At 50.2% G+C, this 12894-nt stretch carries 9 protein-coding genes; 4 read left to right on the top strand and 5 right to left on the bottom strand.

Translation table 11 applies throughout. From position 1 onward, the window contains the following. Nucleotides 1-5: 5 nt before the first annotated feature. The 5 genes from coxB to JKP77_RS07330 all read right to left on the bottom strand — a co-directional run bounded on the left by coxB (nucleotide 6) and on the right by JKP77_RS07330 (nucleotide 8488). On the bottom strand, nucleotides 6-1127 hold the full coding sequence (gene coxB / locus JKP77_RS07310) for a cytochrome c oxidase subunit II (RefSeq protein WP_218310552.1): 1122 nt from the start codon (nucleotides 1125-1127) through the stop codon (nucleotides 6-8). Between the two features lie 620 nt (nucleotides 1128-1747). Beyond that, nucleotides 1748-2371 (bottom strand): transcriptional repressor LexA, encoded by a 624-nt coding sequence (lexA, locus tag JKP77_RS07315; RefSeq protein ID WP_218310520.1) that lies wholly within the window; start codon nucleotides 2369-2371, stop codon nucleotides 1748-1750. Between the two features lie 293 nt (nucleotides 2372-2664). Further along, nucleotides 2665-3498: a hypothetical protein gene (locus tag JKP77_RS07320; RefSeq protein ID WP_218310521.1), complete on the bottom strand. Its 834-nt coding sequence runs from the start codon at nucleotides 3496-3498 to the stop codon at nucleotides 2665-2667. A gap of 124 nt (nucleotides 3499-3622) precedes the next feature. Beyond that, nucleotides 3623-5509, bottom strand: a complete 1887-nt coding sequence (locus tag JKP77_RS07325; RefSeq protein WP_218310522.1) for a winged helix-turn-helix domain-containing protein — start codon at nucleotides 5507-5509, stop codon at nucleotides 3623-3625. Nucleotides 5510-5836: 327 nt separating this feature from the next. Then, nucleotides 5837-8488: a glycoside hydrolase family 3 C-terminal domain-containing protein gene (locus JKP77_RS07330; protein ID WP_218310523.1), complete on the bottom strand. Its 2652-nt coding sequence runs from the start codon at nucleotides 8486-8488 to the stop codon at nucleotides 5837-5839. A gap of 275 nt (nucleotides 8489-8763) precedes the next feature. On the opposite strand from JKP77_RS07330, the gene JKP77_RS07335 reads away from it, so the two are divergent. The 4 genes from JKP77_RS07335 (at nucleotide 8764) to plsB (ending at nucleotide 12852) form a co-directional block, all read left to right on the top strand. Continuing rightward, complete coding sequence (locus tag JKP77_RS07335; RefSeq protein WP_218310524.1) at nucleotides 8764-9228, top strand: GNAT family N-acetyltransferase; 465 nt, start codon at nucleotides 8764-8766, stop codon at nucleotides 9226-9228. Further along, a complete protein-coding gene (locus tag JKP77_RS07340; RefSeq protein ID WP_218310525.1) occupies nucleotides 9225-9629 on the top strand; it encodes a DUF2177 family protein in 405 nt (134 codons plus the stop codon). Before JKP77_RS07335 ends, JKP77_RS07340 begins: the two co-directional genes overlap by 4 nt. Before the next feature lie 196 nt (nucleotides 9630-9825). After that, on the top strand, nucleotides 9826-10299 hold the full coding sequence (locus JKP77_RS07345) for a GNAT family N-acetyltransferase (protein WP_246601117.1): 474 nt from the start codon (nucleotides 9826-9828) through the stop codon (nucleotides 10297-10299). 102 nt (nucleotides 10300-10401) lie between these two features. Next, nucleotides 10402-12852, top strand: coding sequence for a glycerol-3-phosphate 1-O-acyltransferase PlsB (plsB, locus tag JKP77_RS07350; RefSeq protein ID WP_218310526.1), 2451 nt, complete (start codon nucleotides 10402-10404; stop codon nucleotides 12850-12852). Nucleotides 12853-12894 lie beyond the last annotated feature (42 nt).

Consider the following 12894-nt stretch of genomic DNA (forward strand, 5'->3'; position numbering starts at 1 on the left):
TGCTCCTATTGTCCGGTTGCGACGGCATTAACGTCTTTAGGTTGAACGATGTCCCCGGTGTTGTTACCCCAGGCATTTCTTTCGTAAGTCACCACCGCAGCAATCTCTTTGAGGCTTAACATTTTGCCGAAAGCCTGCATGGCGGTGCCGGTTTTACCATTGAGAACGATATCGATATGCGCAGCCTGGTCTTCTGTCACCATCTTGCTGCCTTTCAGTGCCGGGAACACGCCCTGCAGCCCTTCACCGTTCGGCATATGACACGCTGCGCATGTCGCGTTGTACACGCGCTCACCTTCTTTCATAAGCTCATCCATCGACATGCTCATCGCCAGCAAACGCTGCTCTTCTTCGCGCGCTTTTCTTTGCTTTTCTTCCTGCTCGCTCATCCAGGCTTCATATTCAGCAGGTTCCTTGGCAATCACGACTACCGGCATGTAGCCGTGATCTTTACCGCAAAGCTCCGCACACTGCCCGCGATATACTCCAGGCTCATTCACCTTCGTCCAAGCTTCGTTGATAAAACCAGGGTTGGCATCTTTTTTCACGGCAAAATCTGGTACCCACCAAGAGTGAATGACGTCGTCAGAAGTAATAAGAAAACGCACTTTCTGACCAGTAGGAATGACCAGCGGGCGGTCTACTTCAAGCAAGTAGTTCTCGCCCTTAGCAAATTTATTCACAATTTGCTCTCGGGGTGTCGCGAGTAGCGAATAATACTCAACCTCGCTGTCCATATACTTATAGTGCCATTTCCACTGTGAGCCGGTAACCAACACTGTCATGTCAGGTTCCGTTGTATCTTCCATCGCAATAAGGGTGTTGGCGGCTGGCACGGCCATAAAGATAAGAATTAAGAAAGGAACCACCGTCCAGGCTATCTCTACTTTCACGCTCTCGTGAAAATTTGCAGGTTTTGCACCGCGCGATTTTCTGTGCAGGTACATCGATGTAAACATCACACCGAAAACGACCACCGCGATAACCACACATATCGCAAACATCAGCATATGCAGGTCATATACCTGACCGCTGATATCCGTAGCACCGCGACGTAAATTGAGAGAAGAATTTTCCGTTGCCGCCACCGACTCGGCAAATGCAGCTGCACTGAAAAACCATGTCATTAGCGTTCCCACAACTATCGAAAAGGGATTCGTCAGTCGTTTCACTCAGCACCTCCGTGATGGAAAGAATGTTGGCGAGGCTTCCCAACGCCAGCTCCTGTCCATGAGTTAGGTTTAACTGCCGACCTTTGTAAATTATTGTACTGGTCGGTGTTATTTTTTTGTTAATCAGCGTATAAGAATTACTCAATTAAACAGAGGCGTCTAGTCTTTTCTTAGAAAAAACGTACGGAGTGTGCATTTTTTAACCATACCATTCGTATTATCGCGTCGTCACGCCCGCACTTAAAAAACATCATATACAGCAAAAAGTTAGTATGCCCTGACCGCAAGAAGGGAAGCAGCCGCTCGGTGTGGCTTCTTTTCGGGCTGTTTAAAAAACGCGCAACAAGGCTTAAGGTAAGGCGTGAGGCACCAAACTGGTGCGAAGAGTAAAATTTAATCGATTGGTGTTGAAGCGAGGCGTCGTTACGAACAAGTTCGTCTCTTTGCAGGACGACATCGCCAGGTTACAAACTAAACCGGCGAACTACTTACAAAGTACAGTTTGATTATCTTTACCAGACTAGATATAGAAAAAAACGGCCTACGGGCCGTTTTTAAGTTCAAGTGGGTGTTTATTACATCCAGTCGGCGTTTCTGATGACGCCTACGGCAATCCCTTCTATTGCAAAGGGCTCGTTGGCTAAATCCACTTTGATGGGAGAAAACTCTTCGTTTTCAGCGTGTAATAACACTTCCCGGCCACGCTTCTCTAAGCGCTTCACGGTAACATCTTCATCGACGCGCGCGACAACCACCTGCCCATTATGAACATCGGTAGTGCGGTGCACTGCCAACAAATCACCGTCCAGGATCCCGATATTCTTCATACTCATGCCGTTTACCCGCAAGAGAAAGTCTGCATGGGGATGAAACAATGCCGGATCCACCTTGTAGTGCTGCTCAACATGCTCCTGCGCCAGAATAGGTTCACCGGCGGCAACCCGTCCAATCAGAGGAAGGCCTTCTTCTTCATTTTCAGCTTCTGCATCAATATTTACCCTGATGCCTCGCGATGTACCAGGTAAAATCTCAATGACACCTTTACGCGCCAGCGCTTTCAGATGTTCTTCCGCAGCATTTGCTGATTTAAAACCCAGTTGCTTGGCAATTTCCGCACGCGTGGGCGGCATGCCGGTCTCCTGCATCGTGGTTTTAATCAGTTCCAGCACTTCAGTTTGTCGGGGGGTAAGTGGACGCATAAACAGCCTGTTATTCCATACAGTTAGTGGAAGTATATACAGCTAAACTGAAATGGCAAGGGTTAACGTTAGAATCCGGCTAACGTCAGCCGCAGGCTACTGACATGGTCACAAAAAATCAGCAGCCTTATCGTTTCGTCTAACGCTGAACAGTCAGGTCAGTACTTCCTCCCGCCCGACTATGGCAGAGGCCTATGCTTGACGAATGTCCTTTGACCGTTCCCCCAGTGCGCGGTCAAAGGTCTGTGTTCCTGTATGTATGTTTCTTGGCGTCTCTACGGCCAGTCATTTTTTTATGATCGCTTAAGGGAGTAGGTAGCGGTTACGCCTGGCTTTGCCTTTGATTTCCCTTGCTGCCACCCCAACCCGATAACAGCAAAGGAGAGAGCGAGCACTACCCAAAATACGACGCCGTAATGCAGTGTAGAAAGTGAAACAACAAAGGCTTTCCAGATCTCGGTGGGTCCTAAGGTGAGGTAAAGAACAAAGGAAACAACATAAATAGTTAGCGCAGACAGCCACACTTTTCTCTCTATTGCGACTTTAACAGCGATCACGGCGATACAGAGTATGGTTAGCAGCATGCTAAACCATAACGCATGCCCAAAATTGCCCATGGTTTGCGGCCCCGTAACCTGAAAGCCGGGGACGTAATTCACCAGTAAACGGGACAGTGACGGACCAATCAAAGCAAAGCAAGTAAGTACCATGAATGCTGCATGATGTCGGCTCTGTTTACGGTGTTTCAGACCAAGATAAATCAATCCCAGCGTCAGTGGCAGAAAGATAAGATCAAAGATCATCAGCGGCGCGGAAAATAGCTGTGCAAACATTGACGCTCCCTGCGCAGTCCTGATGGCTGAGTCCAGGTTAATCAGCGCAAACCCTGCCACCATAAAAGGAGCCAGCAATAATCCCGTAATGCCAAGCATTTTGTGCGCTACAGGCTTTCTGGCATTAATTAACCACGCCTGCACGCCAAGAATGCCAATCCATACTGTGCTGGTGAACCCGTGAAACAAATGCGTGAACGATGCCTCTGTCAACTTACTGAAAAAGGACGGCCAGAAGCCGATTAACGTCACCCCAAATAATACCACCATCAATCCTGTCGTGAATCTGTACATAACCCCATTCCTTTTATTGTGAACCCAAAAGTAATCAATGCGTCATCGCAGTAAACGCTATGCCACACACGGGGGTAGTGCGAGTGATGATGAGTGATGAAAAGGTGATGATGGAGCCATCATCTCAGAGGGAGAGGAGTGCGAAGTCCTGTTGGTTAAGCTCACGACGAAACTGGCTGCATTGCCATTGACGGTCTGTGTAACGACAGATATCCGTGATGGCGTTATCTTTCCAGTATGCCAACAACCCCATCTGATTAAACAGGGCCTTCATTCTGGGATCATTAACGTAGTCAGTAGACAATACTGCCAGCGCATACACCGCCACAAACTGATTGTTGCTAATCCGCGTGGCGACATAATCAAACAGCAGATCGGCCTGCTGCAGGTAATGAAGGCTGAAAATGATGGTTCGGTGATCGACCTCAGCCAGGTCGTCACGTTTAAGGAAGGCCTTTACAGCGTCATGATCAATCTCCCGGGTTTCTAAGTAGTGCAGCTCCAAATCGATGAGTGCTTGCTGAGCCTCATTCAGCTCCACTTCCTGTAGCCAGTCGCGCAACGCCCCCTTCTCATTAAGCAACAGCTTGGCCTGAAAAATACCTCTCCACAGCCAGAGTGCACGGCCACCCTCACCCCATAAGTCAGTCAGTTTCTGATAAGCCGCCTCTACATCCGCGGTATGCATTGTAGTAATAGCAAAGTCTGCCTGTGTTACCCATATTGTCGGATCAAGCGCGATAGCGCGTCGAAGTGCTTCATGGGCATCATTCATGTGGCCGAGTTCACGCAGTGAGGTAGCATACCAATACACCGCCATCGCGTTACCTGGCGCGTTGTCTCTCATTTTCTTAACGAACTCAAGCGCCTCGCCATATTGTTGTGCTTCCAGCGCCTCCTGATACAACAGGAAATAGGAATAGGATACCTCCTCGTCAAGCGCAATGGCGTGGCGGGCGGCAAGTGCAGCATCCTCCAATACACTTTCCGGTACCGCGTCGTATGTTTGCCAGCTCACCAGAACGGCCGCCAGACTATCCCACGCGGCGGCAAATTCCGGGTCGATGGTAACCGCCTCCTTCAGCAGATATACCGCGTCAGACATAGGCTGCTTTCCGCGCTGCAGCCAAATGTACTTGGCTTTTAAATAGAGACGGTATGCCTCGGGATGAGGCTCTCTTGCTTTTGCTGCGGAGGCTTGCTTACCCGGTAATCCCAGTAACGTTTGCAGAATGCTGGCCTTCGTTTGTGCAGACCAGGCAGCCTGCGACGCAAAAGGCTTGGTGATGCGCTCACTCCAGACAACCTGATCTGTCTCAGTTTTCACAAGCTCGGTGTAAAACATAAGGTCCGTGCTGGTCTCAGATTTTTCCACCCTGCCATTAATGTAGTGGGTGGCACCGAGTGATACCGCAGCACGATGCAGCTCCTCTGACGTTGCTAACGCCTGTTCTGCGGCAAGAAAACTTCGCAACTGAATCTCAGGCACAACGTAGAATTCCTCAATCAGCTCTTGCGAAAACGAATGCGCAAAACTGATGTTATCGGTACTCTCAAAAGGAAAGACCACAAGCGCGACCGGTTGTTGTGATTTGTTCGTTGGGAATAGAAAAACCAGCAGTGAAATAAAGCAAATGAACAGTGATGCTACAACAAGGTAATAAGGTGTTTTTTTATGGCTTGGCAACGCACGTGTCGATTCTTCTGTCGTCACCTCGGCGATAAACCGGTAGCCAGCCTTTGGCACTGTCTCGATAAAGCGGGGAGCGCGGTGATCATCTTCCAGCGTTTTTCTTATTTGGGCAATTACGCGGGTAAGTGAATTGGGGGTTACTACCACATTGGGCCAGTGTCTTTCATATAACGCTCCTGTAGGAATAATGGATTGTGCGTCCTCGCAAAGATGCACGAGCACATCAAAAGCCAGTGGCTCCAAAAAACAGCGCGCGTTGTGACGAAACAACGTACGTGCACGCGTATCTATAACGAAATCATCAAATCGGTAAATCATCTGGTGCGATGTATTTTATTAAGCACTACCCATTTGGATAGTTGCTGACGTTATTCCCTTCATCCAGTATAGAGGGCCTGCCTCAGTAACCATAGTTATTCACATCGCCGTAGCCTGCTTAATTTTGGCAGAAAAGCGCTCACGCATATGCGGCGCTTGTATAACCAGACACCAAGGTCATTGGTCTGTGGGCTGTTACTGATGGTTTTAACTACAAATGGGTATGTAAGCCTTAATGGCGCAGAAAAGAAAAGCCACCGCGATATTGATAAAAGCGGTGGCTGGGAATCCCCTGATCACAGGGACGTATTTTCTTAAGCGTAGGAGCTATTGCAGAACCACCTCGGCCTGCTGGTACTGATTTTCCGACAAGTAATTCGGCTGCCCGCTACCCACACTGACCACCAGCTTCCCTGTGTAAGGCTGCTTGTTACCCTGCTCGTCAATATAAGTAAGCTCATCAGCATCTACCGTAATGGCGACAGTTTGCTTTTCTCCGGCGCTGATCGCGGTGCGGGTAAAGCCTTTAAGCTCTCTTCTCGGCGTGTTCACAGGGGCATCAGGCATAGAAAAATACACCTGAGTAACTTCTTCCCCATCCGTGTCGCTGCTGTTACTGATATCCACTTCCAGCGTAAGCGGCTGCGCGCTGTTATGAGACGCAGGCGCGCTTAGCGCAGAGTAACGAAAATCACTGTAGCTCAGGCCATAACCGAAGGGGTAGAGGACTTCGCCATCGAAATAACGGTATGTGCGGTTTGTCATATCGTAATCATCAAAGTCAGCAAACCCGTCCAGATTACGATAAAACGTTACCGGCAGGCGTCCAGATGGATTGGCTTCGCCCCACAACACTCTGGCAATAGCGGTACCGGCCTTTTCTCCGGGGTAGAATGCCTGCACGATGGCATCCAGATTTTCATTTTCCCAGTTCAGCGCCATGGCGCTACCGCTGAAATTCACCAGCACCACCGGTTTACCGGTAGCTTCCAGTTTCTGAATAAGCTGTTGCTGTACATCCGGAAGGTCAATGTCGGTGCGATCACCATAGTTGAAACCATCCAGCTTCACCGGCATTTCCTCACCTTCAATACGCGGAGAAATACCCGCCATCACCAGGATCACCTCGGCATTTTCAATGACGTCCAGCGCTTCCTGCTGCAGGTCTGCAGACGTATTCAGCCAGCTTAAACGGATATTGGGTATGGTATTGCCCCAGGGATTTTTGAGAAACAAGCGCTCAGCCCTGAACGCATATCTCTTACCAGCCTCAAGTGTGACAGTGCCATCGACTTCACTGTCATCAATATAGACAGTGGCATCATCGCTGAAGCGATATTCACCCGAGGTTTCCGGCGTCAGATTTCCTTCCCAGACCACGCCGAACTCGCTCAGCACCTTGTCATCTATGGGTGAACGCTCCCAGTAAAAGTCGATGGTTTCATCAACGCGGGTTTTAACCGGCTGACCTACCCGCTTTCCGCTTGCTGATACATCGGTAAAATCGGTGACAGGTTCGCGCTCGACACGATAGTAACGCCCTACAAGACCGGGCTGTTGTGCACCACCCTTATCGTGCGACAACACAGCGGCATCCAGCGGTTCATAGTGACCATAAATGTCCGCAATGATCGGACTACCGGGCGCATAGCTGACATTGTCCTCGCCAAGATAGTCCTTAATGGCGTGAAGCGGTGTTACCGGCGCGATTGGCAAACCATTGTAGTTACCCAGCAACACGTCTTCGTTATTGGCGTTCGGTCCGATAACCGCAACCCTGATGCCTGGCTTTAACGGCAGAACACCATTATTTTTAAGCAACACCAAGGATTTTTCTGATGCGCGTTGGGTCAGAGCGAGATGGTCGTCCGAGCCCACCACATCCATTGGGATCGCCGCATATTTTACGCTTTCAGGATCGTCAAACATGCCCAGCTTAAAGCGGGTTTTAAACAGTCGGGAAACAGCCTGGTCGATTAATGCCTCTGAAATCAGACCTTTTTGCAGCGCGAAGTGCAGATTGGCGAAGGTGCTCAGGCGTCCGGTACCACAGTTTAAGTCAGTTCCACTGGTTACGGCCCAGGCGGCAGCTACGGCCGGCGCTTTCACGACCCCGTGAGCGTCCGGATCATAAAAGTCGGCAATCGCACCGCAATCTGACATGACGTGGCCATCGAACTGATACTTGCCGCGCAGAATATCTTTCAGCAGCATATCGCTACCGCAGGCGGGCAGGTCGTTGACGCGGTTATACGCACACATTACGGCTTCCACATCCGCTTCTACTACGGCTTTTTCAAATGCCGGCAGGTAGGTTTCGTAGAGATCTTTATCTGACACCACGTAGTTGTCTGAATGACGGCTAATTTCTGGCCCGTTGTGCACAGCAAAGTGCTTCGCCGTAGCCGCGGTTTTCAGATAGTTCGGATCATCCCCCTGAAGACCTTCGATAAACTGTACGCCCAGCTCGCCGGTAAGATAGGGATCCTCACCGTAGGTTTCCTGTCCACGTCCCCAGCGGGGATCCCGGAAAATGTTGATGTTCGGTGACCAGAAGGTCAGACCGGTGTAGCGATACCGGGCATCGTTGTCAGCGAAGAAATGGTGTTTGGCACGGCCCTCATCGGAAATAGCGGTAGCGATATCGTGCAGCAACGGCCCGTCCCACATCGCGGCCATGCCAATAGCCTGAGGGAACACCGTGGCTTTGCCGGCACGTGCAACACCATGAAGCGCCTCGTTCCAATAGTCATAGGCAGGCACGCCCAAACGCTCGATGGCCGGCGCATCGTTATACATTTGCGCGATTTTTTCATCAATGGTCATGCGAGCAACCAGATCGGCTACGCGCTCATCAATGCTAAGTTGCATATTAAGATAATCAGGCTGTGTCTGGTCGTCGCTCTGCACAGATTGCTGGGTTTGACCACATGCGCCTAAGGTCAGCGACAGGGCCAGAAAGAGATACCGTTTTTTCATAGAGGAATTTACCAATAGCTAGGTATCCGTACCTTAAACCATGCGTATCAGGCCTCAATGGCGCAAGTGGATATCATAAGCGTGATGTTAAAAAAATGTATACACTCTCTGCGTACTGCGCGCCCTGTAATCGCTTTTGCTTAAAATTCTGTACAAAACGATACGCGACGGGGCAACGCATCAATCGCAACCAAGGCCGGAATGAAAAGAAAAGCAATACCGGTTTTCCCGGCACATACGTTTTTGTGCATAACACCATATGAGAAAACAGGCTGATGATGAGTATTACCTGCCGTCCTGCCAGTCAGCAGGATATAACTGTATTGAACCAGTTTCAGCGCGATATTGTTCGAACCGAAGCCCCTTTTATACCGGGACGCAAAGAAGAGGACTACACCTACTACGACATTGCAGCACTGATTGAGTCATCGCTTGCGCTGGTTGCCGTTGCCGAATATGACGGCAAGGTAGTGGGCTCAGGCTACGTGCAACAGCGGGCATCGCGTCACTATTATAAAAATCCGCATCATGGCTATGTGGGATTCATGTATTCGCTGCCGCAATATCGCCGTAATGGTGTGGCAAAGTCTATTCTCGGGTTTCTCGGAGAATGGGCCAGAGAGAATGGTATGGATGAGCTTCGTCTCGATGTCTTTGCGGCCAATCATTCTGCTATCAGCGCCTATAAATCTGCAGGATTTGAATCCAGTATGGTGTCAATGCGGTATCAACTGACATGAAATCGATAAAATCGGCATTAATTGCCTACATAACGGTACTGCTGGCTTTTGCCATTCTCGACGGCTTATGGCTGGGCGTCATTGCCAACGAGTGGTACATGAGCGCATTTGCGCCCCTGCTTCGCGATGCGTTTATTACCTGGCCATGGGTAACGTTCTATTTGCTCTACGGTGCGGCAGTGGTTTTTCTGGCGATATCACCGTCTGCCAGTATGTCCGGCGCACTTGCCCGCGGCGCTGCGCTTGGGGCCACGGCATACGGTACTTATAACCTCACCGCCTACTCGATCATTGGACAATGGCCGTGGCAGATGACGTGGATAGACTGGATATGGGGAAGTGTAGCAACCGCGCTGCTCTCACTGTCAGGCTATGTGGTGACGCGCTCCCGTGGAAACTAACCGACAAACGCAGTTCGACAGTATGCCAGTGGTTTACGTCGCTCAGAGGCCTTACCTGTATTAATGCGTAACAAAAGCCTGATAGCGTTGGCTTTTTTTGGTGTATATTTTCAAAAGTCAGAAAATTCGAAGGCAGCACCGCCGTCTCGCGTGCTGCTTTTTTGTAAATTACTGCTTACTACTGAAAAAGAACGCCATGCAATTTTTAGATTTCTCGCCCTCACTGGCGACAGACTTTGAACGGATAAACCGGGAGTGGATCGAAGCCATGTTCGTGCTTGAACCTATCGATGAGCAGGTGATAGGTGATCCCCAAACCTTCATTATTAACCGGGGCGGTTACATTTGGTTTGTAGCCGATGACGCTGGAGAGATAGTCGGCACCTGCGCGTTGATGAAGAAAGCAGATGGTGTATTTGAGTTAACCAAAATGGGCGTTTCTGCCTCCGCACGGGGAAAAAAAGTGGGCGAAGCGCTACTTCGCCACGTACTAACCAAGGCACCGACTATCGCGTTTAATGCGTTGTTTCTGTTAACCAATAAGCGGTGTGAAGCGGCTATTCATTTATATGAAAAGCTGGGATTCAGACACGATAGCGCCATTATGGACACCTACGGCGGCGCTTATTCCCGGTGCGATGTCGCGATGCGATATTCGAGAAACGTCTGACCCGATATTACTGATCGTTAACCATCGGCTCGTGAGTTACAGGATCCGTTCCTGACATGTGGTACACTTCGCCGGTTTTAGTTTCATAGGAAATTGTATTTCATGTCGTGGATGCGCAAAACGCTGTTGTCCGTTTTTCATTATCCCGTTAAATGGCTGGTACGAGCCCACAGCATTCCCGTCAATGTGGAGACCGAGCTCGGCATTGATAAAAGCAAACCCATTATCTATTTGCTGCCTACCAACTCTGTTACTGATCAGCTGGCCTTACGCATGTCCACGAAGGCATTGGGGCTGCCCAGCCCGACCGACTCAGTGACAATGGCAGAAAAAGATTTCCCGGGAAGTCTTTTCCTGCGTAAAACCCAGCCCATCTTTCGCTCTAAAGCGTCCGGCACGGATATCGAAGATACGTTCACCGATTTATTCCACGTTCACCGCGATCATGGAGAACTCGATCTTCAGGTAGTACCGGTTTTTGTCTCCTGGGGAAGAGCACCTGGCAAAGGCAAGCCTGGACTGGGTGACCTGATCGCTGACCGCGCTGCACCAAGCTGGCTGCGAAAGTTGTTTATCGTGTTGTTTTTGGGCAGAGATAACTTCATCAGCTACAGTAAAGCCGTATCGGCCCGTGCCATGTCAAATCAGCATGGCAGCGATAAGCACATTGCTCAAAAGCTTTTGAGGGTAGCAAGCACTCACTTTCACAGAAAGCGTCAGGGCATGACAGGCCCCACCTTGCTAGAAAGGCAGGAGCTGAATAACGCCTTGCTGGGCTCTGATGCGGTTCGCCGTGCGATGGCTGAAGAAATCAGAACAAAGAAGATCACCCACGAAGAAGCCAAGGCCCGCGCCAGAGAGTATGTCACGGAAATTGCGGCGGATTATCGCGAAGGGCTCATCCGCTTTGGCGACCGGCTACTCACACGCATCTGGAACAAAATATACAATGGCATCAGTGTCGGACATGCCGAGCGTATCCGGGAGCTTGCCAGTAACGGCCATGAAATCATCTATGTTCCCTGCCACCGCAGCCACATGGATTACCTGCTACTGACTTACGTGATTTACCATGAAGGCATGGTCACTCCCCACATTGCTGCCGGCATCAACCTGAACTTCTGGCCTGTAGGTAAGATTTTTCGTCGCGGCGGCGCGTTTTTCCTTCGCCGTAGCTTTGGCGGTAATAAACTTTACACCGCCGTGTTCCGCGAATATCTGGAGCTACTGTTCAACAAAGGGTATTCGGTAAAATATTATCCGGAAGGCGGCCGTAGCCGTACAGGAAGACTGATCCCTCCGAAAACCGGCATGCTCGCCATGACACTGCAAGCCATGGTTAGAGGCATTAACCGCCCGGTAAGCATCGTGCCGGTTTATATCGGTTACGAAAACGTGATGGAAGTGAAGAGTTATCTGAAAGAACTCAAAGGCACATCCAAGAAGAAAGAATCTAACTGGCAGGTATTCTCCGCCATTCGTAAACTGAAGAATTATGGCCACGGCTATGTCAACTTCGGTGAGCCGCTGCAGCTCAATCAGTTTCTGGAAAAGCACGTACCGCACTGGCGTGATTGTCGTGACGCCGAACCTGAGAAAAAGCCAGCCTGGCTGACGCCGGCGGTAAATACGCTGGCAGGTCAGGTGATGGAGTCTATTAACCGCACCGCCGCTATCAATGGTATGGCGCTGACATCACTGTGTATGCTGTCGTCTAAAACCTACACCATGAGTGAAGACGAACTGTATCAGTCTCTGGACGATTTTCTTAAGCTGATGCGTCAGGCGCCGTTCAGCAATGACGCCACTGTGCCTGACCTGACCGCGCGTGAGATGTTGCAGGAAACACTCCGCCTCAAGCGCTTTGAGATAGAGCATGACGAGTACGGGAAACTCATTCGTCCACAGGCAAATTCAGCGGTTTATCTGACCTATTACCGCAATAACATTCTGCATTTGTTTGCGCTTCCTGGCCTGATAATGGCTTCGATCTTTGCCCATAAAGGGGCCCAGAGAAGTACGGTCTTGCAATTGGTGGCGGCGCTTTATCCGCTGCTGCAAAAAGAATTGTTTATGTACAAAACGCAGGATCAGGCTCTCGCTTACACTGACGAATTAATCACACAGATGGTTGATATTGGTCTGCTACAAGAACAGGAAAGCAGGGTGATGCCTCCGGATGCACAGTGTAAGAAATTCCACTCTGCCTGGCTATTGAGCCGCTGTATGCAGGAAACGTTTCAACGTTATGCGGTAGTGCTTACCATTCTGGAAAAAGAGCGTGAAATCAGTCGCAGCGATCTTGAGCGTACCAGCCGTCAGGTTGCAGAACGCCTCTCCACGCTGTACGGGCTTAATTCCCCTGAGTTTTATGATAAAAACGTGCTCTCCAGTTTCATTTCAGCCTTGCGCGAGAATCACTGGCTGAACAGCGCCCCCGATGGCAGTCTGCGGTATTCTGAAGAGTGTGCGGCACTGCGCCAGGACGTGATGCTGTTGGTCTGGCCTGAGATTGCGCAGCATTTGGAAAACGTACCCCTGCATGTAAATTAACGCAGCCTCGCGAAGGCTGGCCTCAGTCCAGCCGGGTTGTGC

This window comes from Alteromonas antoniana (assembly GCF_019249295.1).
Classification (GTDB): Bacteria; Pseudomonadota; Gammaproteobacteria; order Enterobacterales; family Alteromonadaceae; genus Alteromonas; species Alteromonas antoniana.